General features: G+C 48.4%; 23 protein-coding genes and 1 pseudogene. 10 read left to right on the plus strand and 14 right to left on the minus strand.

All coding sequences use genetic code 11. From position 1 onward, the window contains the following. Positions 1-28: 28 nt before the first annotated feature. The 4 genes from ACLJQJ_RS07140 to ACLJQJ_RS07155 all read right to left on the minus strand — a co-directional run bounded on the left by ACLJQJ_RS07140 (position 29) and on the right by ACLJQJ_RS07155 (position 4,646). Positions 29-805: an SDR family NAD(P)-dependent oxidoreductase gene (locus tag ACLJQJ_RS07140; protein ID WP_063809284.1), complete on the minus strand. Its 777-nt coding sequence runs from the start codon at positions 803-805 to the stop codon at positions 29-31. Between the two features lie 179 nt (positions 806-984). Further along, positions 985-2,289 (minus strand): aromatic amino acid transport family protein, encoded by a 1,305-nt coding sequence (locus tag ACLJQJ_RS07145; protein ID WP_074182152.1) that lies wholly within the window; start codon positions 2,287-2,289, stop codon positions 985-987. Between the two features lie 144 nt (positions 2,290-2,433). Further along, positions 2,434-3,621 (minus strand): mandelate racemase/muconate lactonizing enzyme family protein, encoded by a 1,188-nt coding sequence (locus tag ACLJQJ_RS07150; protein ID WP_000704980.1) that lies wholly within the window; start codon positions 3,619-3,621, stop codon positions 2,434-2,436. Between the two features lie 245 nt (positions 3,622-3,866). Next, positions 3,867-4,646 (minus strand): AraC family transcriptional regulator, encoded by a 780-nt coding sequence (locus ACLJQJ_RS07155; protein ID WP_001649234.1) that lies wholly within the window; start codon positions 4,644-4,646, stop codon positions 3,867-3,869. A gap of 324 nt (positions 4,647-4,970) precedes the next feature. Here ACLJQJ_RS07155 and ACLJQJ_RS07160 point away from each other — a divergent pair, with 324 nt between their 5' ends. The 7 genes and pseudogenes from ACLJQJ_RS07160 to ACLJQJ_RS07190 all read left to right on the plus strand — a co-directional run bounded on the left by ACLJQJ_RS07160 (position 4,971) and on the right by ACLJQJ_RS07190 (position 11,724). Then, positions 4,971-5,894, plus strand: coding sequence for a LysR substrate-binding domain-containing protein (locus ACLJQJ_RS07160; RefSeq protein WP_001257182.1), 924 nt, complete (start codon positions 4,971-4,973; stop codon positions 5,892-5,894). A 359-nt stretch (positions 5,895-6,253) separates the two neighbouring features. After that, positions 6,254-8,682, plus strand: a pseudogene (locus tag ACLJQJ_RS07165) (DMSO/selenate family reductase complex A subunit). Between the two features lie 10 nt (positions 8,683-8,692). Further along, positions 8,693-9,310 carry a DMSO/selenate family reductase complex B subunit gene (locus tag ACLJQJ_RS07170; protein WP_023182218.1) on the plus strand — a complete coding sequence of 206 codons (618 nt, stop codon included), beginning with the start codon at positions 8,693-8,695 and terminating at the stop codon, positions 9,308-9,310. Position 9,311: 1 nt separating this feature from the next. Further along, positions 9,312-10,169: a dimethyl sulfoxide reductase anchor subunit family protein gene (locus ACLJQJ_RS07175; protein WP_023182219.1), complete on the plus strand. Its 858-nt coding sequence runs from the start codon at positions 9,312-9,314 to the stop codon at positions 10,167-10,169. Positions 10,170-10,210: 41 nt separating this feature from the next. After that, positions 10,211-10,825, plus strand: coding sequence for a Tat proofreading chaperone DmsD (gene dmsD / locus ACLJQJ_RS07180; protein ID WP_000129294.1), 615 nt, complete (start codon positions 10,211-10,213; stop codon positions 10,823-10,825). Between the two features lie 238 nt (positions 10,826-11,063). Next, the gene (locus ACLJQJ_RS07185) at positions 11,064-11,345 is read left to right on the plus strand and encodes a hypothetical protein (protein WP_000323820.1); all 282 of its coding nucleotides are present in this window, start codon (positions 11,064-11,066) and stop codon (positions 11,343-11,345) included. 34 nt (positions 11,346-11,379) lie between these two features. Then, positions 11,380-11,724 carry a carboxymuconolactone decarboxylase family protein gene (locus ACLJQJ_RS07190; protein WP_000950636.1) on the plus strand — a complete coding sequence of 115 codons (345 nt, stop codon included), beginning with the start codon at positions 11,380-11,382 and terminating at the stop codon, positions 11,722-11,724. Positions 11,725-11,943: 219 nt separating this feature from the next. On the opposite strand, the gene ACLJQJ_RS07195 is transcribed toward ACLJQJ_RS07190, so the two are convergent. Further along, on the minus strand, positions 11,944-13,557 hold the full coding sequence (locus ACLJQJ_RS07195; RefSeq protein ID WP_001216563.1) for an ABC transporter substrate-binding protein: 1,614 nt from the start codon (positions 13,555-13,557) through the stop codon (positions 11,944-11,946). Between the two features lie 189 nt (positions 13,558-13,746). On the opposite strand from ACLJQJ_RS07195, the gene mpaA reads away from it, so the two are divergent. Further along, positions 13,747-14,475, plus strand: a complete 729-nt coding sequence (mpaA, locus tag ACLJQJ_RS07200; RefSeq protein WP_000219109.1) for a murein tripeptide amidase MpaA — start codon at positions 13,747-13,749, stop codon at positions 14,473-14,475. Here mpaA and ycjG read toward each other — a convergent pair. After that, complete coding sequence (gene ycjG, locus ACLJQJ_RS07205; protein WP_001258076.1) at positions 14,450-15,415, minus strand: L-Ala-D/L-Glu epimerase; 966 nt, start codon at positions 15,413-15,415, stop codon at positions 14,450-14,452. The two genes, mpaA and ycjG, sit on opposite strands and share 26 nt — an antisense overlap. A 115-nt stretch (positions 15,416-15,530) precedes the next feature. On the opposite strand from ycjG, the gene tpx reads away from it, so the two are divergent. Next, positions 15,531-16,037, plus strand: coding sequence for a thiol peroxidase (gene tpx / locus ACLJQJ_RS07210; RefSeq protein WP_000084401.1), 507 nt, complete (start codon positions 15,531-15,533; stop codon positions 16,035-16,037). A gap of 89 nt (positions 16,038-16,126) precedes the next feature. Here the strand turns inward: tpx and tyrR are convergent, their stop codons facing one another. The 8 genes from tyrR to pspA all read right to left on the minus strand — a co-directional run bounded on the left by tyrR (position 16,127) and on the right by pspA (position 22,362). Next, a complete protein-coding gene (gene tyrR / locus ACLJQJ_RS07215) occupies positions 16,127-17,668 on the minus strand; it encodes a transcriptional regulator TyrR (protein ID WP_001235484.1) in 1,542 nt (513 codons plus the stop codon). A 147-nt stretch (positions 17,669-17,815) separates the two neighbouring features. Then, positions 17,816-18,877 (minus strand): TIGR01620 family protein, encoded by a 1,062-nt coding sequence (locus tag ACLJQJ_RS07220; RefSeq protein ID WP_001294472.1) that lies wholly within the window; start codon positions 18,875-18,877, stop codon positions 17,816-17,818. Continuing rightward, positions 18,874-20,271: a YcjX family protein gene (locus ACLJQJ_RS07225; RefSeq protein WP_000825860.1), complete on the minus strand. Its 1,398-nt coding sequence runs from the start codon at positions 20,269-20,271 to the stop codon at positions 18,874-18,876. The genes ACLJQJ_RS07220 and ACLJQJ_RS07225 overlap by 4 nt, the downstream gene beginning before the upstream one ends. 148 nt (positions 20,272-20,419) lie before the next feature. Continuing rightward, positions 20,420-20,734 carry a thiosulfate sulfurtransferase PspE gene (gene pspE / locus ACLJQJ_RS07230; RefSeq protein ID WP_000913432.1) on the minus strand — a complete coding sequence of 105 codons (315 nt, stop codon included), beginning with the start codon at positions 20,732-20,734 and terminating at the stop codon, positions 20,420-20,422. A gap of 75 nt (positions 20,735-20,809) precedes the next feature. After that, positions 20,810-21,028 (minus strand): phage shock protein PspD, encoded by a 219-nt coding sequence (pspD, locus tag ACLJQJ_RS07235; RefSeq protein WP_001097607.1) that lies wholly within the window; start codon positions 21,026-21,028, stop codon positions 20,810-20,812. Positions 21,029-21,050: 22 nt separating this feature from the next. Continuing rightward, positions 21,051-21,410, minus strand: coding sequence for an envelope stress response membrane protein PspC (pspC, locus tag ACLJQJ_RS07240; RefSeq protein ID WP_063809285.1), 360 nt, complete (start codon positions 21,408-21,410; stop codon positions 21,051-21,053). After that, positions 21,410-21,634 (minus strand): envelope stress response membrane protein PspB, encoded by a 225-nt coding sequence (gene pspB, locus ACLJQJ_RS07245; protein WP_001274953.1) that lies wholly within the window; start codon positions 21,632-21,634, stop codon positions 21,410-21,412. Before pspB ends, pspC begins: the two co-directional genes overlap by 1 nt. A gap of 59 nt (positions 21,635-21,693) precedes the next feature. Continuing rightward, positions 21,694-22,362, minus strand: a complete 669-nt coding sequence (pspA, locus tag ACLJQJ_RS07250) for a phage shock protein PspA (RefSeq protein WP_000511006.1) — start codon at positions 22,360-22,362, stop codon at positions 21,694-21,696. A 170-nt stretch (positions 22,363-22,532) separates the two neighbouring features. On the opposite strand from pspA, the gene pspF reads away from it, so the two are divergent. Continuing rightward, on the plus strand, positions 22,533-23,513 hold the full coding sequence (pspF, locus tag ACLJQJ_RS07255) for a phage shock protein operon transcriptional activator (RefSeq protein WP_063809299.1): 981 nt from the start codon (positions 22,533-22,535) through the stop codon (positions 23,511-23,513). The last annotated feature ends 20 nt before the right edge of the window (positions 23,514-23,533 follow it).

The raw sequence follows: 23,533 nt of genomic DNA on the forward strand, positions 1-23,533 counted from the left end.
ACACGGTTGTCCGCGTGCGGCCTTGTTATCAGGCGTTACGACCAGCCATCACACCACCGTCGATATCCCAAATCGCGCCACTAACCCAGCCTGTCTTGTCAGACAGCAGGAATGCTACCGTTTCAGCTATATCAACCGGTGTCCCCACACGACCAATCGGATGGAAGCTATCAAAGCTGTTCATTACATCCTTCACATCGTCTTTAGGGATAAAACCTTCGTAAATCGGTGTATGTACGACCGCAGGAGAAACTGCGTTCACACGAATCCCGTTACTGCCCAACTCAATCGCCAGATTTTTAGTCAATGCATGAAGACCCGCTTTTGCCATGGAGTAAGCTGAAGACGGTGTAGCGCCTATAGCTTGCCGTGCCCACATAGAGCCAATATTGACGATAGATCCCTTAATACCTGCCTTAACCATATTGCGCACAACATCACGGGTAATGAAGAAAGTGGCACGGTTAATGCTCATATACATGTCGTAATCGGAAGGTTCGTGCTCGGTAAACGGTTTTGGGAAGAACACGCCAGCCGCATTCACCAGCAAGCTAACGTCTTTATGCTCCGCATTGATGGTATGCAGCACATGTTTCATTCCTTCTTCTGTCATCAAATCGGCAACAATAATGGCAACCTGACCTTCTGTCGCCAGAGCCTGACGGGCTTGCTCTGCTTTGTCCTGGCGATTGCCAATCAGCACCACGCTACCACCATTTTTCAATACCCGTTTCGCTGTTTCGAAACCCATACCGCTGGTACCACCTACTACTAACAATTTTTTACCTGTAAATAATGCGCTCATCGTTAACCTCTTAAATAATTGATTACTGCTTTTATGTGAACTAATGATGGCTTCAACGACGAGGACTGACGAATCAGAAGATTTTGCTGGCCGCTAAAGAAAATCTATCTCGCAATTAGCAACATCTAAGAGCCAGATTCTCTCTTAGATGTTATACCGTTTAATGACTTGTAAAACCTTTATTTTTCAAGGAGCTTAAATAATGGCGATACCACCAGCATAAAGCCCATTAGTGATACGAAAATTACCGCAGGGGATTTATATTTTTGTAAAGATGGCACTCGCCAGATCAGATAGCACGGAATAAGGCAAGAAACTAATCCAAAGGTTCCCACAGTCCATTGGAGTAATGCCATTGTAGACACATCGGCAACAACCCATCCCCAAAGAAGCACGATCGCAGTAAGTGTAACCAAATAAGGGAGAAAATTATTAAATTTCTTACCACGTACAATGAAGCGGTCTGCAATATTAATAATAATTCCTGATAATGCATCGTAAAAACCGAGATAAATGCCAAAAAAAGAAGTTAAAATAGCAGAAATACTTAGTAAAACCGAAAGTACTGGTATAAATCCGCCAGTGTTTTCAGGAATAATCTTTGCCATCAGCGCCAGCGCTGATGTATTTTGAGAAATCCCTATCTTTGCTTGTTCCGGGGTGGTTGAAAACATAAATGAAAACGCAAAAAACAGAACAGACACAACAAGGATAATATATGCTATCCGACTTGCCCTAAGAGCGCGAAATGTTGCGACTTTAGGGTCTGATTCAATTTTCCTGAATGCAATATTCATTGGATTAAGAACCTGAATAAATACAATCGAAAATAATGCAAAAGGGAGAGAAACCAAAACATCTCTCATTAAATCAATTAAACTATCAGGGCTTGCCATGCTGACATTATTCATGTTCCAATAAGGGACCATCAATGCACCTAACACAATTATAATCATGAGTTTAAATACAATAAATGGCCCGGAAATTTTAAAGAGCAAACGTTCCCCACGGGAGGCAACCAGAACCATTGCTACCAACAATACCAGAGGAAACCATAACGTATCGGATAGTGAATGTTGAGTAACACCAAAACGCTGCAAATAACTGGAAGTATCATTAGTTATAGTAGCCGCATAACCCAGCATCCCCTTCAATATTGTAAAAAAATAGAGGAAGCTCAAAAAAGCCCCCCAGTTTCTCCCTAAATATTGCGTTATAGTCCCCGCATAATCTGTCTGTTTCGTTTCTGAAAGAGAGGTAATATACAATTTTGTTAATAGATAAACTATAGGATATGTAATAAGTAATGCAATCGCAGTTGCCCAAAAACCTTTAACACTCATTTGCAATGGCATAAATACAATTCCGGAGCCAATTGCCATGCCGATACACATTATTACCCAACCGACATCATAAGAAGTAAATGGGATTTTATTTTTTCCAACATTTTCCTTAACATTGTCTAATGCCATTTCTTGTTTCATTTATTGATAAACTCCATGACAGATGTTCAGTAGGCAAAGCTTTATATTAGATCTTATTACTTAGATCATATGGGAAGAAAAGATTCTGCTGTCAGATCTATTTCCCCCATACTATTTAGTTAGTAGAATTCATTTCACCAATAATTATTTTTCACAGATAGTTACTATATTCATCCGTTTTTCAGCATCTTTTCTAAGTGTCATACCAAAACCGGGTGTTACAGGAACAGCAATTTTTCCATTTACTGGCTGTAAATCTTCTTCAAACAACTCCCGGTTACAAGATTTAAGATTAAAAGAGTGGTGCTCATGGATCTCAAAATTTGGAATAGCTGCTTCAAATTGTAATGCCATCGCGATAGCAAGTGGCGAACCACAATTATGCGCCTGAACCCCGACGTCAAAAGCATGTGCCAAATGAGCAATCTTCATACCTTCTGTGATACCACCAACCAGGCCAATATCAGGTTGAATCATGTCGATGGCACCTTGTTGTAGATACGGCAGGAATCCCCATCGGGTATATAATCGCTCCCCTGTTGCAACAGGAATGGATGACTCCCTGGAGACTTTTATTTGCGCCTCTGGACTATTGTAGTGGGTAGGTTCTTCCATGAACAAAATATTTAAATCAGAAAAGTAATCGGCTAGCTGTAACGCTCCGGAGGTTGAAGTAAGTGAATTCCATTCGATAATGATGTCACACTCCTCACCAATTCCTTCACGGACCGCCTCCATACGAGAACGCGCCAGTTTGCGTTCGGCTGGAGTAAACACTCCCCGTTTACGAATACGTTCCCCATTAGCATCAACATAAACAGGACAAAGCTTCACGCAATCATAGCCTTCAGCTCGCGCAATTTGTGCTGTTTCTCGAAATTCAGCAGGATCGTTAAGCATCAATGATTCATCGGTCCAACCAAAATGAAGCTGGCTCGCATAGCAACGCAAAGGTGCTGGTGTTTTTGCTCCCAGCAGGCGATGAACCGATAAGCCTGCGGCTCTGCCTTTTATATCCCAAAGTGCTGCATCCAAAGCGCTCATAGCCCCAAATATCACGGGGCCTCCCCCTAAGGCCCAAAATGAACGCTGTCGCATGATTTCCCATAGCGTTTCAGTATCATTAGGGTCCTGTCCCAGAAGAAAACGTTCAGCAAGTATACGAATCATCGGAGCAATAGCCTCTGATGCCGTACCATAAGCAAGGCTCGCTTCCCCCATACCAGAGATTCCTTCATCGGTATGTATTCGCACGTAAATTGGTCGCCACAAATCAAGTCCATTTTGCCCGGACAGATCAATTTCAAGTGTTTCTATCTTCGTAATCTTCACTCTAAAAACTCCTTTAGATAAATTTTTTCATCTGGCCGAATTTATCGCCCTGACTTTTGTTATTACTAAGTTCTTTCATTTATATATTATTTGGTACCGAAAAATTCTATACGCCTGATAGCTAGTTTGTCATTTCTAAAAAAAGACAAATGATGTAGAGTAGCCGCCATTTATGTTACAGCGAAAAATATAAAAATTAACATACTTATTCAGTGAGTGAGGTAAGTCACATTTATAAAATAAAACTAATACCTTCTCTTCATATAATCCAGAGGAGCATGTCCCATAGTAAGATGAAATGCATAAACAAATGCAGAACTCGAGCTATATCCTAAGTCTATAGCTATTTCTGTTACTCCTTTACCACAGTCGAGTAACTCAATAGCTTTCATTAATCGCAGGCGTTTTTTCCAGGAACGTAAACTCATTCCTGTTTCGATAGTAAAACGTCTTGATAATGTACGCCCCGACATTCCCAGTTCATGGCACCATTCTTCCTGTGATCGTGTATCCGACGGGTTTTCGCATAATGATTCACATATTTTTACCAATGATCGATTTTGAGGCCAGGGTAAAATAAATTGAGCGCTACGAACATTTCCCAGATGGTATAAAATTAACTGTATTAGTTTCTCTATATAAACTTCATCATTTATTCTTCTGTCTGATATTTCTAAGATAAGCGCCTTAAGGAATGGGGAAACATCAAAAATGGTAGGTTCCGACATGTCAAATTGATTATGAGCATCGTTAGCTATCCATAAGCTATTAAAATAAGCCCCTTGTGATGAGCCGACCTGATGTTGAGTTCCCGCAGGCAACCAGACAGCCTGTAATTTCGGCGAAATCAAAAATGATTGTTCAATTGTTTTAACCATTAAATCACCTGCTGTTGCATAAACGACCTGATGCCATTTATGCTTATGCTCAGGAAAACAATGAGCTGCAGGTATAAATTCTTTCCGTATGGCTAACGGATTCGGAGCGGTGATATGGTGCGCTATATTCAGTGAAGTCCATTCCATAATATCGCCTAAAATATAAAATTATTACATTAAATATACTGTCACTGTTAATGAATGAACACCAATGAAAAAATATTTCAACATCAAATAGAATAAATTCCTTGACGGAGCAAAAAAAACACGCTAAAGAGATTTTTGTATCGGCATCACTGATGCCAGAAAAAATCATCATAAACAAAGAAATAAATCATCAGCTTATTATCTTATTCAAGATAAGCAAAACAACGTTTATCCGGTTCCGCATGAGTATTTACATTGAAAATTGAGGAAGAAAATCTATCTCGATCACGTATACTAGTTCCATTGTATGAGATGGAGAATAAAATGCGTTCGCTTAATCGCTTGAAATGGCTGCACGCTTTTGAAGCAACTGCGCGTCATGGTAGCTTCACAGGTGCAGCCAAAGAGCTAGGCGTCACCCCGGCAGCCGTAGGACAACTGGTTCGGGCACTTGAAGACTGGGTAGGCCACCCCCTTTTACACCGTACACGTTCTGGTAAAGAAAGGCTCACGCTCGTGACTGAGGCTCAGGATGCGCTAAAAGAGATCACTCAAGGGCTCGATAGCCTTGAGTCAGGACTTAATAAACTGCGCGGTCGTCAGGCTCGATCCGTCGTCATTCTCACGGCCTCACAAGTTCTGGTGATGAACTGGTTAATGGAAAAATTAAATCGTTTTTCCGAAACGCATCAAAATATCGAGCTACGCCTGAATGTGACGGAAAAACTCATGGATGTGGCTCACGGAGAGGCAGATATTGGTGTTCGTTGTGGCAAAGGAGACTGGTCGGGGGTAAATAAGACATGGTTAATGGATGAGGAAGCTGTTCTGGTATGCAGCCCACGCATTGTACCGCCTGAGAAAATTACGTGCGGCGAATGGCTGGCAGAACAAAAACTCATCCATGATGATACCCTGCACCCTGGTGCAAATTTTCCTTCATGGGAAGAAGTCTTAGCCGCAACGCAAGCTCCAGCTACGCGTTATACAGGATTGCATATTAACTCTACCTCAGCGGTTATTATGGCTACGCTTAGCGGCCAGGGTGTGGCAATTGTCCGCCGTGCGCTGGTTGAACAGTTAATTGCCACAGGACAACTGATACAACTTCATCCAAATATACGCTGGCCGCTAACATGGTCCTATTACATTGTTACACCACAAAAAGCAGTGATGCGTCCTGAAGTAAAAGTTTTTCATGACTGGTTAATTAATGATATTTTGATTAAAAATAGCCCAACCTCCTGAATTTCAGGAGGTCATCCTTTTAATTTTAGTGACTAAAGCCATCAAAGGCTATTTTTCATACAATTAAGATAGAAAATCTTTACTGCAACTAAAGTTTATCTCCCTTGCCCGTGCCATTATCCACTTCGATAATACCCACAATGAAGTAAAGGGTTCGTTTCCGAATAGAGAAAAATTTGAATTTTACCCGTCAGGTAAATAGCTCAAACTTTCTTCGCCCTTAACTCATATATATTATATAAAAGCCAGCCTAATGTTAATTAATATCATTCATTATTACACAAAAATGAATATTCATATTTTAACACTGGCTATTTTTGTATGCTTTTTAAACAATGTCATAATAACAGGTGAACGTAATGGATCGTTGCGAGGAAGAACGGTTAATCGAAGTTCCTGTCTCCCGGAGAAAGCTAATTCAGGCTGGGGCAACAACAGGACTAATGGCCGCAGTGGGAGGATTATCATTACCATTCAGTTTCACAAGTCAAGCCGCGAACAAAACCGCTATCGTCGAAGATAAGGCCGTCTGGAGTTCCTGCACAGTAAACTGTGGAAGTCGCTGCCTGCTTCGATTGCATGTAAAAGATGATTCTGTTTATTGGGTAGAATCTGATACCACAGGCAACGATGAGTACGGAAACCATCAGGTCCGGGCCTGCCTTCGTGGACGCTCCATTCGTCGTCGTATGAATCATCCTGATCGATTGAAATATCCCATGAAACGCGTTGGTAAGCGTGGTGAAGGTAAATTTGAGCGGATATCCTGGGATGAAGCACTGGATACTATCGCGGATAATCTGAAACGAATTATTGCAAACTATGGCAATGAAGCAGTACATGTTATTTACGCCACAGGTGTCGCTGGCGGAAATATTACTAAATCATCAATGCCCTTCCGCCTGATGAATTCCTGCGGTGGCTTTTTAGGTCGTTACGGTACCTATAGTACTGCACAAATCACAGCGGGCATGAATTATCTCTATGGTGGCAGAAGCGGAAACAGCCCGGATGATATCGCTAATACTAAATTGGTTGTAATGTTCGGAAACAATCCAGCCGAAACACGTATGAGCGGCGGTGGTGTTACCTATTATGTTGAACAAGCGCGCGAACGCTCCAATGCGCGGATGATCGTTATCGATCCTCGCTACAACGATACCGCAGCCGGACGAGAAGATGAATGGTTACCTATTCGTCCTGGAACGGACGCCGCCTTAGCTGCAGCACTTGCCTGGGTTCTCATCACCGAAGATATGGTAGATAAACCCTTTCTTGATAAATATTGTGTAGGCTATGACGAGGTTACGTTACCAGCAAGCGCACCAAAAATGGTCATTATAAAGCTTATATACTCGGCGACGGTCCGGATGGTATAGCAAAAACACCTGAGTGGGCAGCTCAAATCACAGGTATTCCGACAGACAAAATTATTAAGCTGGCGCGTGAGATCGGCCAGGCGAAACCAGCCTATATTTGCCAGGGATGGGGGCCACAGCGTCAATCAAACGGAGAACAAACGTCAAGAGCCATTGCAATGCTCGCCATTTTGACCGGCAATGTCGGTATTTCTGGCGGCAACTCTGGCGATCGAGAAGGCACCTTTGATCTCGGTGTTGAAATGTTTTCCCCTCTAAAAAATTCTGTTAAAACTGAAATATCCTCCTTTACCTGGACCGAAGCTATTGAGCGCGGAACTGAAATGACCTCTACTCGTGATGGCGTACGAGGTAAAGACAAACTGGATGTGCCAATAAAATTCATGTGGTGCTACGCCAGCAACACGCTGATAAATCAGAACAGCAATATTAGTCGCACACATGATATTTTGCAGGATGAAAATAAGTGCGAAATGATTGTCTGCATTGACCATTTCATGACTGCCTCAGCAAAATATAGCGATATTTTACTCCCTGACCTGATGCCTACTGAGCAGGAAGATCTTATCCCGCATGAAGAGGCCGGGAATATGGCATATGTTATTCTGGGACAACCATCAACATCGCCAAAATTTGAACGCAAGCCCATTTACTGGACAATGAGTGAAATAGCAAAACGTCTTGGACCTGATGTTTACCAGACTTTTACCGAAGGCCGTACACAACATGAATGGGTTCAATATCTTTGCGCCAAAACGAAAGAACGTCATCCCGATATGCCGGATTATGAAGAGATGAAAACGGCAGGTATTTATAAACTTAAATGTCCGGATGAGCATGTTGTCGCATATAAGGATTTTCGCAAAGACCCTATTGCCAATCCCCTTAAAACACCATCGGGAAAAATAGAAATCTATTCTGAACGACTGGCCAATATCGCAAAAACATGGGAACTGAAGCCTGATGAAGTCATCGATCCTTTACCCATTTACACTCCAGGCTTTAATGGCTGGGAAGATCCAGCCCGTCGCGAGTATCCATTGCAAATGACCGGGTTCCACTTTAAAGGCCGCGTGCATTCCAGCTACGGCAATATTGATGTTCTGAAACAGGCCTGCCTACAGGAGATTTGGATAAACCCTATTGATGCCCGGGATCGCGGAATCAAAAACGGAGACACCGTTCGGGTATTTAATCAGTATGGCCAGACGTTGATTCCCGCAAAAGTCACACCTCGTATCATGCCTGGCGTTACTGCTATGGGCGAGGGAATGTGGCTGAATGCCGATATGTTTGGTGACAAAGTCGACCACGGTGGCTCAATTAACATTCTGACAACACATCGCACTTCACCGCTGGCAAAAGCTAATCCTTCGCACAGTAATCTCGTTCAGGTCGAAAAGGTATAAGGAGTAACCGATGACAACCCAGTATGGATTTTTTATTGATTCCAGCCGTTGCACCGGTTGTAAAACCTGCGAACTGGCCTGCAAAGACTACAAAGATTTGACCCCGGATGTCAGCTTCCGCCGCATTTATGAGTATGCGGGTGGTGACTGGCAGGAGAATAACGGCGTCTGGCATCAGAATGTCTTTGCCTATTATCTCTCCATTTCGTGCAACCATTGTGCCGACCCGGCATGTACCAAAGTCTGTCCGAGCGGAGCAATGCACAAAAGGGAAGATGGTTTTGTCGTGGTGAATGAGGAGGTCTGTATTGGCTGTCGCTATTGCCATATGGCCTGTCCATATGGCGCGCCACAGTACAACGCGGCCAAAGGTCATATGACCAAGTGCGACGGCTGTTACGACCGGGTGGCGGAAGGCAAAAAACCTATCTGCGTCGAATCCTGTCCGCTGCGAGCGCTGGACTTTGGTCCTATCGACGAGCTGCGCAAAAAACATGGCGATCTGGCGGCGGTAGCGCCATTGCCGGGTGCGCACTTCACCAAACCGAGCATAGTGATTAAACCCAATGCCAATGCACGTCCGTGTGGCGATACCACTGGCTATCTGGCCAATCCGAAGGAGGTGTAAAATGGGAAATGGATGGCATGAATGGCCGCTGGTACTGTTTACGGTACTGGGACAGTGTGTCGCGGGTGCGCTGGTTGTCAGCGGACTTGGTTGGCTGGCGGAAAAAAACGATCCGCCCGCCAGGCAGCGTATTGTACGCGGTATGTTTTTTCTTTGGGTGGTGATGGGGCTGGGCTTTCTGGCGTCAATCATGCATCTGGGTTCACCCATGCGGGCGTTCAACTCGCTCAACCGCGTCGGCGCGTCCGGATTAAGTAATGAAATTGCCGCAGGGTCGATCTTTTTCGCTGTCGGCGGTTTCTGGTGGCTGGTGGCCGTTCTGGGGAAAATGCCAGAAACGCTTGGTAAACTCTGGCTGCTGATCAGTATGGTGCTCGGTATCATCTTCATCCTGGCGATGACCCGCGTTTATCAGATTGAAACCGTCCCCACCTGGTATACTGGCTATACGACTCTCGCCTTTTTTCTGACTGCATTCCTCGGCGGCCCACTGTTTGCCGCACTCCTGTTCCAGGCATCCAGAGTCCCCTTTAACAGCACGATATTTTCCAGCATCAGCTTACTTGCTCTATTGGTCTGTATTGCTGTCATCGCGTTACAGGGTATGGCTCTGGCCAGCATTCATAGCTCAGTACAGCAGGCCAGCAGTCTGATACCGGATTATGCTGTATTGCAGGTCTGCCGTGTGGCACTTCTTGTCATCGGCCTGGGCTGCTGGATCTGCCCATTGGTACGTCGCAAAGAGCCACATATTGTTGGGTTACTACTGGGGCTTATCCTGGTGCTTGGCGGCGAAATTTTAGGCCGCGGCCTGTTTTATGGGCTACATATGACTGTCGGTATGGCAGTGGCAGGTTAACAAATTAGTGCGGGGGAACCCGCACTTTACGGAATGGTTTTATGACTGATTTCACACAATGTGACAATTTTTCCATGACGGCACGCGTACTGGGCGCCCTCTTTTACTTTGCGCCAGAGAGTGCTGAAGCCTCTCCGCTGGTTTCAGCATTCACATCTGATGAATGGCAAACACAATGGCCGCTGCCGTCGGAGGAGTTGCCTCAACTGGCAAGAATGTTTAAAGATGGCGGCGATGACTCTCTTACTGAGTCCTTTCAGCGTTTATTTATCGGGCCTTATGCCTTACCGTCACCGCCATGGGGCTCCGTCTGGCTGGATCGTGAGAACGTTTTATTTGGTGAATCCACACTGGCGCTGCGCCAGTGGATGCGGGAGAACAGTATTCAGTTCGAGATGCAGCAAAATGAGCCAGAAGATCACTTTGGTTCTTTATTACTGATGGCGGCCTGGCTTGCAGAGCAGCGTCGACACAGCGAATGTGAACAGTTACTGGCATGGCATCTGTTCCCATGGTCATCCCGTTTCCTCGGGGTGTTCATTGAGAATGCCGGACATCCTTTTTATCTGGCTTTGGGAAAACTGGCGAGTTTAACACTGGCAAAGTGGCAAACCATGTTATCAATCAATACTAAAAACCTACCTCTCCACCGCTAATATTGCCTATACAGGGGGCTTTATTCAAAACAAATATTCTAATGAGGCCTCCATATTCCAGACTCACCCAGATGAATTAAGTCCTCGTCAGGACAATACACAACATAGAAAATCTTCTCCGCCACACAAGAATATGTGATTTGTTAGATCAGACGGTCATGTTGATAATTCCCCTACTGTCATTCGTCAATGACTGTGAATACTTTGCTTATCTCGGTCCCTTTTGAAGGAGAATACTATGGCTTACTTACAAATCACCCTGAATATCAGCAACCACAACCGCCCTGCCGCAGCAAATGTTTATCAAAAATATAAAGCGCCATTTTTAAATACTATTGCCGGAGCGACCTCAAAAGAATTGCTTATTCGGGATGAAGACGTGCAAGTTTTACATGGCTTTGAAACTACTGCTCAAGCGCAGGCGTATCTTACCAGTGAATTATTTACAAAAGACGTTGTGGAAGAATTGAAGCCTTTTCTGAACCAGGCACCAGATATTCGCATTTATTATGTGATCTGAATACACAATCCTCTAATATAAAACAGGAACAGATATGCTTTCAAACTGGAATGAGTATCGTAGTGGCCTGCTGGCTGCCATTGGTAAATTTGCCACATTGCAGCCGGAGTTCATGAAAGGCTTTCAGCAAATGGACAAGGGGACTTTAGAAAATGGGCATCTGGATCCCAAAACACAGGAATTGATTGCGCTGGCCGTGGCGGTTACTACCCGTTGCGATGGTTGTCTGGCAGTACACGTCGATGCGGCCGTGAAACATGGCGCAACCCGGGAAGAGATTTCTGAAGCATTGTCCGTGGCTATAAAAATGAACACTGGGGCAGCCCTCACCTACACAGCACGCGCACTGGATGTGTACGACAACCTGCCGAATAAATAACGGTATCTCTGCTCTAAGCTACCACCATTTTAGGGGAAATGGATGGTACTATCCGTAATTTAGTGCAACCGTTTTTCCTTGAATACGCCAGTAATACTGTCAGGAAAGTACAGTTTCAACTTTAGCAGGAGATGGTCAGAAGAAGAAACTGGCGCTGCAAGCCGCGCCAGTTCTGAGTTTGGCAGTGGTTACCTTTCATCAAAAGGCAACCAGTACGCATCAGTGCTTCACGATATACATTGTACGGCTATAGGCCACATCTTCCGGGTTAGTAATGGGGTATCCCTTTACCCACGGTTTAATTAACCGGCCATTGGTATACTGATAAATAGGCGCTATAGGCGCTTGTTCCGTTAAAATTTTCTCCGCTGCATTGTAATCCGCGTTACGTGCTTCGGCGGTATTTTCCATCGTCGCTTGCGTCAGGATTTTGTCATAAGTCGGATTAGTAAAGCGTGAAATATTCCCCGTATGCGTGGACGTTAATAAGGATAAGAAAGTCGACGGTTCGTTGTAATCACCCACCCAGGAGGCGCGAATAACATCAAAATTACCGGTATTACGGCTGTCGATATACGTTTTCCACTCCTGGTTTTGCAATTTCACATCCACCCCCAGATTTTTCTTCCACATTGACGCCACCGCAATCGCGATTTTCTGATGGTTTTCTGAGGTATTGTAAAGCAGAGTTAATTTAAGCGGCTTCTGCGATCCGTAGCCTGCTGCACGCAGCAATGTTTTCGCCTGGGCGTTAAGTTCTTCCTGGCTCATTTGTTCAAACGGTGAAGGATCGGGCTTAAATCCTGCCGTGACATCCGGTGTAAAATGCCAGGCCGGTTTTTCACCGGTACCTAAGACTTTTTCCGCCATCAAACGGCGATCAATGGTCATACTTAGCGCCAGACGAACGCGGGAATCCGCCGTCGGCCCTTTCTGCGTGTTAAACGCATAATAATAAGTCCCTAATTGTGGCGGCGTATAAACTTGCCCTGGAATATCCTTTAATAATTTCTGGTACATATTTTTAGGGAAAGATTCGGTGATATCAATATCACCGGCAAGGTAACGTTTCGTCGCAGCCGATTCCTGGTTAATGGGTAAAAATGTCACTTTTTGCAGTACCGTTTTCGCGTTATCCCAGTAATGCGTATTAGGCACGACCACCAGTTTTTCATTTACCACGCGCTCTTTAAGCACATACGCGCCATTGCCAATCAGTTTTCCCGGCTTCATCCAGTCTTTGCCGCTTTCGACATTCGCTTTTTGGACCGGATAAAAGGCAAAACTAGCGGTCAGACTGGCAAACCAGGGCAACGGCTTGTCAAGCTGAACACGCAAAGTGTGCGCGTCCACGGCACTGACGCCAAGCTGATCCGGCGTGACTTTACCGTCGATAATGGCTTGCGCATTAGTGATGCCAGCCAGAGCGGCAAACCAGGCGAAGGGGGAAAGCGTTTTGGGATCAACGAGGCGTTGCCAGCTATAGACAAAATCCTGGGCGGTCACCGGCGTTCCATCGGCCCATTGCGCATTATCCCGCAACGTAAACGTCCAGATACGATTATCATTGCTCTTCCACTGGCTGGCGACGCCAGGGATAATTTCACCCTTTTCGTTCTGGTTAACCAGCCCTTCAAACAGATCGCGGATCACCTGAATTTCAGGCAGCCCAACGGCTTTCGCTGGATCTAACGAAGCGGGCTCATCTTTGATATGACGCACCAGTTCTTGTTTTTCTGCCAGTACCGTTCCGCCGGGAACATCCGCAGCATATGCCAGGGAAAAGCTGCTAACCAACAGCGCACAACAGGTTACTGAAACAGAATGCCTCATAGAAGTTCCTCAAAGATGAGTTAAATGACAACGTAATTATTTGTTTCAGCAGAAAGAAATGCAATTATCTTCCGCCAGAAAGTTGATATCGCGCCATACAAGAGGGTAAATAGAAACCATTTGATAATCGGCGGGTTTTACACAACACTACGATGATTACCCTACTGGTCTCAGCTTCGGGAAACGCGTATGACTGTCACCCGCCCCCGTGCCGAGCGCGGCGCATTTCCGCCAGGCACTGAACATTATGGACGTTCGCTACTAGGCGCGCCGCTAATCTGGTTTCCGGCGCCTGCCGCCAATCGCGAAAGCGGTCTGATACTGGCTGGCACCCACGGGGATGAAACCTCATCCGTGGTGACGCTCTCCTGTGCGTTACGCACCTTAAATCCAACCCTTCGCCGTCATCATGTCGTACTTGCCGTTAATCCTGATGGCTGTCAACTGGGGTTAAGGGCAAATGCGAATGGCATTGATCTAAACCGTAACTTTCCCGCCGCCAACTGGAAAGCGGGTGAGACAGTTTATCGCTGGAATAGCCGCGCGCAAGAGCGTGATGTCGTGCTGCTAACCGGCGACCATCCCGGCTCAGAACCGGAAACCCAGGCGCTTTGCCAGTTAATTCATCGACTCCAACCCGCCTGGGTCGTCTCTTTTCACGATCCGCTAGCCTGCATTGAAGATCCACGTCGCAGCGAGCTAGGCGAGTGGCTGGCCGATGCTTTTGCGTTGCCGCTGGTGACCAGCGTAGGTTACGAAACGCCCGGTTCGTTTGGCAGCTGGTGCGCCGATCTCAACCTGCACTGCATTACCGCCGAGTTTCCCCCTGTTTCCGCCGATGAAGCCAGCGAAAAATACTTGCAGGCGATGTCGAATCTGCTTCGCTGGCATCCTAAAGATGGAGTTGACCCGTCGTAAAGCGTAGCGCGGGCTCAACATCAACCGCCAGCCATGTTGGGCCATCAAGATCGGCGAAGCTCACCTGCGGCATAAGCGGCAGCGCGGCGCTAATCGCTCTTGATGTACAGAGCATACAGCCCAGCATCAGGCCGAATCCTTGCTCCCGCGCCTCCGTTGCCAGCGCCAGCGCCTCAGTCAGACCGCCGGTTTTATCCAGCTTAATGTTGATCATATCGTAGCGCCCCGTCAGGGCTTTCAGACTACTGCGAGTATGGCAGCTCTCATCTGCACAGATAGGCAACGGATGAATAAAATTTTCCAGGGCGGCGTCATCCTGCGCGGGCAGCGGTTGCTCCAGCATCGCGACATTCAGATCCGCCAGTAACTGGCAACGCGCCGCCAGCCCCTCCGGACGCCACGATTCATTGGCGTCCACAATGAGCGTCGCCTCCGGCACCGCCGAGCGGATCGCCACCATACGTTCGCTAATCAGACGAGCATCGAGTTTAATTTTCAGCAACGTCGCCCCTTTTTCCCATAGTGCCGCCGCACTGGCTGCCATCTGTTCCGGCGTACCTATCACTACCGTTTGCGCGGTAGTAAAAACCGGGGACAGCGTCACGCCGAGCAGCCCGGCAAGGCTTTGCTGCCGCTGGCGGGCCTGCAAATCCCATAAGGCGCTATCCACCGCGTTGCGCGCCGCGCCTGCCGGCAACAGTTTCTGCAATGCTTCGCGAGTCAGCCCGTTTTCCAACTGAGGCACAATACTCATGATTTGCGCCATGACCGAGGCATCACTTTCACCATAACGTGGATATGGCGTACATTCCCCGATGCCTTTTACGCCCTCTTCTTCCAGTTCGACAACGACAACATGCGCTTCGCTTCGGCTACCACGCGCAATAACAAAAGGCGTATGTAACGGCCAGGTTTCCTCATATACCTTAACAGATCTCATCTCTTCCCCTCTGATAGCGCCGGACGCGGCTTGCTACAAATAGTATTTGCCGTGTTAATGAATAATGACTTAAACTGGATTTCGACGTTAACTATAAGTAAATAGGAACATAATTATGTCACAGACTGTACATTTCCAGGGTAACCCGGTCACCGTTGCCAACGTTATTCCGCAGGCTGGTAGCAAAGCACAGGCTTTTACTCTTGTCGCAAAAGATTTGTCTGACGTTTCCCTCAGCCAATATGCAGGCAAACGCAAAGTGCTGAATATTTTCCCAAGCATTGATACTGGCGTATGCGCCGCATCAGTTCGTAAGTTTAATCAACTGGCCACAGAAGTGGAGAATACCGTCGTATTGTGCGTTTCTGCTGACCTGCCTTTTGCACAGTCGCGTTTTTGCGGCGCGGAAGGCCTGAGCAACGTTATTACGCTTTCCACTCTGCGTAATAACGAGTTTCTAAAAAACTACGGCGTCGAAATCGTTGACGGCCCGCTGAAAGGTTTGGCGGCGCGCGCAGTCATCGTGCTTGACGAAAACGACAACGTTATTTTCAGCCAGTTGGTGGATGAAATCACCCACGAACCGGATTACGACGCCGCGCTTAATGTCCTGAAGGCATAAGCCAGCGCCTGCTGGCGCTACGTTTGTCAGTGCTACAGGCGGTGCTCTTTTGTCACAAGAAGGCCTCTATCCGGAGGCCTTCTTTTTTTCTACTCTTCACCCTTCTTCTGGCTCAGACCATATTCACGCAGCTTATTGGCAATCGCGGTATGCGATACCCCCAACCGTTTCGCCAGTTTACGCGTACTCGGATAGCTACGATAAAGCTGAGTAAGGACAGAACGTTCAAAACGACTGGTAATGTCATCCAGCGAACCTTCCATCGCATCCTCGCCGACTGCCACCGTCGCGGCATCGTAGTCAGGCAGCAGGATATCCTGCGGACGCAGCTCATACCCTTCCAGCTGCGTCAGCGCCCGGTATATCGCATTTTTAAGCTGGCGAACGTTACCCGGCCAGCCGTAACGAGTGAGGACCGTACTCAGATCGGCAGACAGTTTCGGTCGCGGAACGCCCTGTTCATCGGCAAAACGCGCCACGAACAGTTCGGTCAACGGCATAATATCCTGCGGGCAATCGCGCAACGGTGGCAAATTAAGCGTCAGAACGTTAAGTCGATAATAGAGATCTTCGCGGAACAGTCCTTTTTGCACCAGCTCCACCAGATTTTTCTGCGTGGCGCAGATAACGCGGACATCAACATGAATTTCGTGATCTTCGCCGACGCGACGGAACGTACCATCGTTGAGAAAACGCAGCAGCTTCGCCTGCATACGCGGCGACATTTCGCCAATTTCATCCAGCAGCACCGAACCGCCATTCGCCTGTTCAAAAAAGCCTTTTTTACCTTCCGGCGCATGGCCAAATAGTTCGCTTTCTACCGCATCTTCCGGGATTGAAGCGCAGTTGAGCGCCAGATACGGTTTCGCTGAACGAGGGCTTGCCTGGTGACAGGCATAGGCGAAAAGATCTTTGCCGGTTCCCGTATCGCCGGTAATCAGCAGCGGCGCGCTGAGCATCGCCAGTTTGCGCGCCTGCTCAACGACGTGCTTCATCTTTGCGCTCACGGCAATAATCTGACTAAACGCGCTCAGATCCTGCGTGGACAAATTCTGTAGCTGCTGTCCCATACGAATCGTGGAACGCAACATCACGACCGCCCCGGTCAACACGTATTCGTCATTTTCGTTTTGTAAATGTACCGGCGTAATCTCCATCAGGAAGTTTTGCCCGTTGATCACGACATGTTCGTTATGGGAGCTTTGCGGGTTACCGTCCAGCCAGCGCTGAAAATTGAAGCCATTGATTAATTGTGCGGCGGTATGATGCCGCATTCGCTCCTGGTTCTGGGCAAAAAGCTGACAACTCGCCGGGTTCGCCATCTCCACTTTACTCTTCATATCCAATGAGAGCACCGGCTCCGGCAACGCCTCAAGCAGCGCGCTCAGGGCCAGATGTTCACGTTCGGACGGCATCCAGGGAACGGTACGGACATCCGTTACGCCAGAAATACGGCGGATTTCGGCCATCAGGCTGCTAAAGTCGGTGAATTCCAGCTCAGCAAAATTAAGATAAATTCGCCCAATGGGATCAATCTCGATTCCGCGTAAATCAATGCTACGTAACACCAGTAAATCAAGTAATTCGCGGGTCAGACCAAGTCGGTCTTCACAAAAGACTTCCAGACGCATGGGAACCTTCACCTGAATAATGAACCATTAAATAGATGATAAGCCACTATTCGGCTGGCAGGAAGGATTCTGTCAACAAATATTGACAGCATGGCGGAAAAACGGGCGCTGCGGCGTAAAGCCAGGCAATCAGCGCCCTGTGGAAGGTCATTTCTCAGGCGACGACTTACTCTTTTGCAGCGTCTCTTTTAGCTGACCGATAAGCTGACGACGAAAATCACCGAGACGTGGTTTATCGTTGTCGATCCACGGCAATGGTCGACATAGCTCCATCGCTTTTATTCCCAGTCGAGCGGTAAGGAGACCTGCGCCAATCCCCTGCGCCGCGCGCGTGGACAGGCGTGCGGCCAGATCCTGAGACATCCAGTCCATACCGACTTCACGCACCAGCTCACTGGCCCCTGCGAACGCGATATTCAGCAACACCAGACGGAACAGACGAAGGCGGCTGTAATAACCAAGTTCAATGCCATACAGCGTTGCGATGCGGTTAATCAGGCGTAAATTACGCCAGGCAATAAACGCCATATCCACCAACGCTAACGGGCTGACGGCGATCATCAGAGTCGATTCCGCGGCGAAACGGCTAATCTCACGTCGCGCCTGCGCATCAAGTACCGGCTGTACCAGATGCGCATACAAACCGACGATTTCCCTGTCGTTTTGCGTTTCGTGAATAGCGGCATACCAACGTTGTAATGCCGGATGTGATTGATCAATCCCCGCCTGCTGCGCCAGTTTTTCGCAAAATGCGCGACCTTTCCCGACGCTATGGCTATGTAACAGTTCACGCGCTTCATCGCGTTCATGCGCCCGCTGGCGCAAGCGCCATAACCGCCGCCACTCCGTGACCACCGATCCCACGCCAGCGCCAACGATCAGCGCGCCTGCGGCACAGCCGCCTAAAGCGACCCAGTCCTGAGTTTGCCAGGCATTCATTGTCCACTGTACGCCTTGCCCGACCACGCTCGCGCCAAACAGCGCCAGCCCTCCCATCACCATTTTACGCCACAGACTGCGTTTGGGGCGCAGCGCGGCATCGACCGCCGCTTCTGCCACGCCTTCGTCTTCCGGGCGCTCATCGATAGCTGCAGGCGCAAATGTACGCGACTCCGCTTCGCTGAAAGTTTGCTGCGCTTTGAAGGCCGACGTAGGTTCCTCCTTTAGCGGTTCTGCAAAATCAATACGCGGTTTTAACGGTTCGCTCATCGCAGCTTATCTCCTATTAAAAACTCCAGCGCAGCGTCCAGACGAATATGTGGTAACGGTTTATCAACATCCATCACCTGCGGACGAAAGGCTTCGAACTGAAAACCCTGACTATCCCAAAACGCTTGTCCCGGCAAACGCGAAGGCACTTCGCCGGGGTACACGGTTAACGGCGCGCCGTCACTCAAACGGTTTCCACGTAAAGCCGGGATTTTTTCACCGTTGACCTCAATCACGCCGCTGGTGGTCGCCTGTACCGACGCCAGCCCCAGGCAATCCATACTAATGCCTTCAAACGCGGCATTTTGCCAGGCATCCTGAATAAGCTGCTGGAGCAAGGCCACCATATTGGCATGTTGGTCGAGGGTGACATGGTCGGCTTTCGTCGCGGCGAACAGCAATTTATCAATCACCGGCGAAAACAAGCGGCGAAACAGAGTCCGCTGGCCATAGTGAAAACTTTGCATCAACTGCGTTAAGGCGAGACGCATATCATTAAACGCCTGCGGCCCGCTATTAAGCGGTTGCAGACAGTCGACCAGTACAATCTGGCGATCAAAGCGTAGAAAATGATTTTTATAGAACCCTTTGACCACTTTTTCGCAATAGTAGTTAAAGCGTTCGCGCAGCATTCCAGCGTTGGTCTGTTTATCCGCCTGCGCCAGTTTTGACTCGCCGAAGGCGTCCACATCCGGCCACGGGAAAAACTGCAACGCTGGCGCGCCCGCCATATCGCCCGGCAAAACAAACCGTCCAGGCTGAATAAAGTGCAATCCCTGCGATTTACACTGATGCAAATAATCCGTCCAGGCGGCGGCAATCTCCGCCAGCCGGTTTTCATCGGCGGGCGCCAGCGGATCGAGCCCGTCGCAAAGTTGCCGCCATTTTGCGGCCCACTCAGCGCGTTGTCCTTGTAACAAGCCGTTCATCTGACGGGACCAGCTTAAATAATCCTGAGCCAGCATGGGCAGATCGAGTAACCATTCCCCTGGATAGTCCACAATCTCCAGATACAATGTCGAGGTATCTTTAAAATGGCGCAGCAGCGAGTCGTTTGAGCGATAGCGCAACGCCAGCCGAATCTCACTCACGCCGCGCGTCGGTGTGGGCCAGGCGGGAGGATTGCCATAAAGCTGAAGTATCCCCTCGTCGTAGGTAAAACGGGGAATACCAAAATCACGTTGAGGCACACGCTTTACACCAAGCAGGCGTTCTTCTCGTACCGCGCTGAGCAACGGTAAGCGCGCGCCCGCGTGGACATTAAGCAACTGGTTAACCATCGCCGTGATAAACGCCGTTTTGCCGCTGCGGCTCAACCCGGTTACGGCAAGACGCAAATGCCTGTCTACCCCACGATTGACCAGCGCGTTGAGTTCAGTTTTAAGTCGCTTCATTGACATCCTGTTGAGCCTGAAGAGAAGAAAAAATAATAACGAGCCTGCGTTATAGATATGTGCAAAAACGTTATTATCAACTACCCGGAGAGATCAACAACGGCGCATTAAGCGCCGCGGTTAGTATGAGTATTGAGCAATAGATTATCTATTTTTTTACTTTCGGCATATCAAGACGACTGATACCGCCCATATTCATCGCGTGCGTATACCCCATATCAAGCAACATTTGTTTTGCCATGCCCGACTGTCGCCCGGAGTTGCAATATAACTTTACCGTATCGTTCCTGTCTGGAACTACCGTTTCGATATGAGATTTAATCTCCTTCAATGGGATATTAATCGCGCCCTGAATATGCTCTCGCTGATATTGTTCCGGAATGCGGACATCTATCCAGTATTCTGCGGCATAAAGCGGCATGGCTACGAATAACGCTAACGCAAATATTCCTTTTTTCAACATACTTCCGTCCTGACACGTAATGTATTTCGCACACACTATACGCCAGAGCTTAACGAAATATTATGACCAGACTCGCTATTTGTAACGCTGCGAAATTTTATTCGCCGCCTTACGAAGTACTGGCTCCAGCGCAAACGCCAGCAACATTTTTAGCGGACGACGGGCGACGGATTTTACCGCCCATCCCGCCACGCCGGCAGGCCCGTAGCGTAACGCGGTCAACAGAACCAGCTTACCTGCTATTTTGAAGCCGGGCTTCACCTTCTGCCCGGCGCGTTGCCAGCGAGTATTCATCTTCACCTTCCCGATATATCACTTACAGTTGACGGAAACGACTACGCAGTGTGAACGTATCTGACGTGACGTAGCGTTCCATTTCTCGCAAACGCTTTTCGCCTGCGGCAAGCTCTCTGTCTACGGTATCCAGCAGTTCGCCGCTGCTCGGCTGCGGTTTCCCTGCGGCCAGATTATCCGGCATAGGATCCAGTACAAAAGACAGAACGATATAGGCCACTACGGTAAAAAACGCCAGCCCAAAGAAAATCGACAGCACGACCAGAATACGCACCAGTTTTACCGGTACATCAAGGTAGTCGGCGATCCCGGCGCAAACGCCACGCACCATGCCCTTTTGCGGCATACGCCATAGTTTTTTATTCAGATTGATTCCACCCATTAGCGCTCTCTCCAGTTCGGATGCTCTGCATCAAGAATGTCTTCCAGCGCCTGAATGCGCTCGCGCATACGTTGCGCGTCGTCTGTGAGTTGCAGTAAGCGTTGCTGCTCGCTTTGCGACAGTTCTCCCCGACCGGCGCGGTTGCTGTAATGCAGCCACAGCCAAATCGGTAACACAAACAACACAAAAATGGTTAACGGGATGGCCAGAAATAGCGCGCTCATGCGTTCTCCTTACACCTAAAGCTGATGAGCGACGGCGCGTACCGGCGCCGCCATTGTCATTATTGATTATCTTGCTTCATTTTGGCTTTCAACTGCGCCAGCTGCTCGCTGATTTCATCATCGGCTTTCAGGTTGGCAAACTGCTGGTCCAGCGATTGCTGCTTACCAAAACGATGGCTTTCCGCTTCCGCTTCCATTTGATCGATACGACGTTCAAAGGATTCAAACCGCGCCATGGCTTCATCCAGTTTGCCGCTGTCAAGCTGACGACGGACATCGCGGGAAGAACTCGCCGCCTGATGACGCAGCATCAGCGCCTGCTGGCGAGCGCGTGTTTCGCTGAGTTTGTTTTCCAGCTCGCCAATCTCTTTCTTCATGCGCGCCAGCGTGTCATCCACCAGCGTGACTTCCTGTTCAAGCGTAGCAATTAAATCGGTCAGCTTTTGTTTTTCAATCAATGCGGCGCGCGCCAGATCGTCTTTATCTTTGCGCAGAGCCAGTTCCGCTTTTTCCTGCCACTCGGTCTGCTGAGTCGTGGCCTGTTCAATACGACGGGATAACTGTTTCTTTTCCGCTAAAGCACGCGCGGAGTTCGAGCGAACCTCCACCAGCGTATCTTCCATCTCCTGAATCATCAGGCGCACCAGCTTCTGCGGATCTTCCGCTTTTTCCAACAACGCATTGATATTGGCGTTCACGATGTCGGCAAAACGAGAAAAAATACCCATAATTCAATCCTCACATAATGTTCTGATAACGGGCGATGCCCTGCTACATGATTAATACAATTTGCGTGCCAACTTTTCATATCACTGATAATAAAGAAATTGTTTCGTTTTACCTCGCCAGCAAAAAAGGATAAAGTGGTGAAAAACACTAACAAGTGGCGATTTTCATCATGGCTGAATTTAAAGATAACCTGCTCGGCGAGGCAAACCGTTTTCTTGAAGTACTGGAACAAGTCTCCCGGCTCGCGCCGCTGGATAAGCCAGTGCTGATTATTGGCGAACGCGGGACGGGTAAAGAACTTATCGCCAATCGCCTGCACTATCTCTCTTCACGCTGGCAGGGGCCGCTTATCTCGCTTAACTGCGCGGCGCTTAACGAAAACCTGCTGGACTCCGAACTGTTTGGTCATGAAGCGGGTGCTTTTACCGGGGCGCAAAAACGCCATCCCGGTCGCTTTGAACGCGCCGATGGCGGCACGCTGTTTTTGGATGAACTGGCGACAGCGCCGATGCTGGTACAGGAAAAGCTACTGCGGGTGATTGAATATGGCGAGCTAGAGCGCGTCGGCGGCAGCCAACCGTTACAGGTTAATGTGCGATTAGTATGCGCCACCAACGCCGATTTACCCGCCATGGTGAAGGAAGGGACATTTCGTGCCGATCTGCTCGACAGGCTGGCTTTTGACGTTGTACAACTGCCGCCGCTGCGCGAACGCCAGAGCGATATTATGCTGATGGCCGAGCATTTTGCTATTCAGATGTGTCGTGAGCTACGTCTGCCCTTATTTCCCGGTTTTACCGATCGGGCAAAAGAAACGTTGTTGCATTACGCCTGGCCGGGTAATGTCCGCGAGCTGAAAAACGTAGTCGAACGTTCAGTGTATCGCCACGGCAGCAGTGAACATCCTTTGGATGAAATTGTTATCGATCCTTTTCAACGCCATCCCGCCGAACCGCCCACGCCCGCCCTGCCATCGGCATCCGCCACGCCTGACCTGCCGCTCAACTTGCGGGAGTTTCAACTGCAACAGGAAAAAGCGCTGCTGCAACGTAGCTTACAGCAGGCGAAATTTAACCAGAAACGAGCCGCCGATTTGCTGGCGCTCACCTACCACCAGTTTCGCGCCTTGCTTAAAAAGCATCAGTTTTAGCTATTTCTCCGACTAATTGA

Origin of the sequence: Salmonella sp. SAL04202 (genome assembly GCF_046550775.1) — a bacterium.
In the GTDB taxonomy this organism is placed as follows: Bacteria; Pseudomonadota; Gammaproteobacteria; order Enterobacterales; family Enterobacteriaceae; genus Salmonella; species Salmonella enterica.